Below are 2,161 nucleotides of genomic sequence, written 5' to 3' on the forward strand. Positions count from 1 at the left end.
TTTTAGCTAAAAAATGATCATAAAGTATATCGACTATAATTCCCGAATAGTGTCCAGATTTTTCGTGAAGTCTTTTGGTGCTAATTCTAAAAGTTTTATGCGCATCAGTATAGGTGTCAATATGGCGATGTAATATAATACCAATTTGAATGTCTTTGGAGTATTTTTTATACTTCTTTCCTTTTATGCCATCTGCAATAAAATTTCCAATGGAAATCATATCATTATCTCCAGATAGATAAATGTGTGCTAAATAATTCATTCAATAAATATATGTATTTTTGATACTTTAAAACTCAAATTTTTGATTAAGCTACCAAATTTAGATGCTTTACGGTTTTTTTTAGCGTCTATGGTTATCGTTTTTCACATTCCTCTTTTGTCCAAAAACGTGGGATTGCCTTATTTTAATGAAATTTCAATTTTCAATCGTGGTATTGAAGCTGTTTATATGTTTTTTGTGCTTAGTGGGTTTTTAATTATTAGACTCATTTACATCGAAAAAAATACCGGCACTTTTTCAATTAAAAAGTTTTATATGAGGCGGATACTTAGAATATTTCCACTCTATTATTTAGTTTTAATTTTTGGCTTTTTATTCTATCACCTAATTTTACAAATTATAGGTATACCTTATCAAAACAATTATCCTTTAAAAGAAGGCATATTATTAACATTATTTTTCTTGCCAAATATTTTTGCGGAACTCTATAAACCTGGCGGAATTCTTGAGGTTTTATGGTCTATAGGTATCGAAGAGCAATTTTATATACTTATTGCGCCATTACTTTTTTTATTGCAAAAGAAACACATACTGCAGGTTTTAACTTTTATTGCGATGGTTTATTTTTTTGTATTTCACTTAGCAAGTTTTAGCTTTCTTAAAACGTATTCATTCGTATATTTTTATTTGTTAATTGGCGGTATGGTTGCCATTTTGGAAGAAAAAAAGAAACTGGAATTTTTAAAGTCAAATAAAATATTTCCGATATCTATTGTGGTATTAGTTGTCCTATATTTTTTTACAGATTTTCTAGTTTTTAAAAATGATATTCTACAAAATCTAATAACAGCTATTTTGTTTAGCCTTTTTATACATACCATAAGCTTTAATAATTGGTCATTCAAAATAAAAAATAAATTAATAAATTATTTAGGCCAAATCTCTTATGGTATCTATATGTATCACATTATTATTTTAAATTTTGTGGTATATATTTTTATAAAAATTAATAATAAAAATATATTAAATGATGTTTTAACGATATTATTAATAAATTTTTTGACATTTGTATTCACGATTTTTGTTGCACATATTTCATTTCAATATTTTGAAAAGCCTTTTTTAAAACTTAAAAATAAATTTAGATAATGACACTTATAAAATCAATTTCAGGAATTAGAGGAACCATTGGCGGTCAAGTAGGCGAGAACCTAACACCTATAGATGCGGTAAAATTTGCATCTGCTTATGGTGTTTGGCTAAAACAACAACGCGAAAAGGAAAACTACAAAGTTGTAGTTGGTAGAGATGCTCGTATTTCTGGGAAAATGATTCAAAATTTGGTAATGAATACCTTAATAGGTTTGGGAATCGACGTTGTTGATGTTGGATTATCTACAACACCAACTGTTGAAGTTGCAGTTCCTATGGAGCATGCCGATGGTGGTATTATTCTAACCGCAAGTCATAATCCTAAACAATGGAATGCCTTAAAACTGCTAAATGCAAAAGGCGAATTTTTAGATGCTGTAGAAGGCGCAAAAATTTTAGACATCGCGGAAAACGAAAATATGACCTTTGCTGATGTGGATAGCCTTGGGAAAATAACAAGAAATAAAGCCTATATAGATTTACATATTATAGAAGTTCTCGATTTAGATTTGGTTAACGTCACAGCCATTGAAGAAGCCCGATTTAAAGTTGTAGTGGACGGCGTAAACTCCACAGGAGGTATTGCTATTCCGTTGCTATTAGAGCGTTTAGGAGTCGATGTTGTAAAGTTGTACTGCGAGCCAAACGGACACTTCCCGCACAACCCAGAACCTTTAAAAGAACATTTAACAGATTTATCGGCCGAAGTTAAAAAACACAATGCCGATTTTGGTATCGTGGTAGATCCAGACGTAGACCGTTTAGCTTTTATGGATGAAAACGGCG

2 protein-coding genes and 1 pseudogene are annotated in these 2,161 nt (G+C 30.3%); 2 read left to right on the forward strand and 1 reads right to left on the reverse strand.

From position 1 onward, the window contains the following. A partial coding sequence (locus WBN21_RS03465; RefSeq protein WP_424197905.1) for an ACP phosphodiesterase occupies positions 1-262 on the reverse strand: 262 nt, incomplete at its 3' end. A 42-nt stretch (positions 263-304) separates the two neighbouring features. Here WBN21_RS03465 and WBN21_RS03470 point away from each other — a divergent pair. Both WBN21_RS03470 and WBN21_RS03475 read left to right on the forward strand, forming a co-directional pair. Further along, on the forward strand, positions 305-1,372 hold the full coding sequence (locus tag WBN21_RS03470; protein ID WP_424197906.1) for an acyltransferase family protein: 1,068 nt from the start codon (positions 305-307) through the stop codon (positions 1,370-1,372). Then, positions 1,372-2,161 (forward strand): annotated as a pseudogene (locus WBN21_RS03475) (phosphoglucosamine mutase); the annotation flags it as partial. The gene WBN21_RS03470 and the pseudogene WBN21_RS03475, both read left to right, overlap by 1 nt.

The sequence above is a fragment of the Algibacter sp. genome (assembly GCF_049667265.1).
GTDB lineage: Bacteria > Bacteroidota > Bacteroidia > Flavobacteriales > Flavobacteriaceae > Algibacter_B.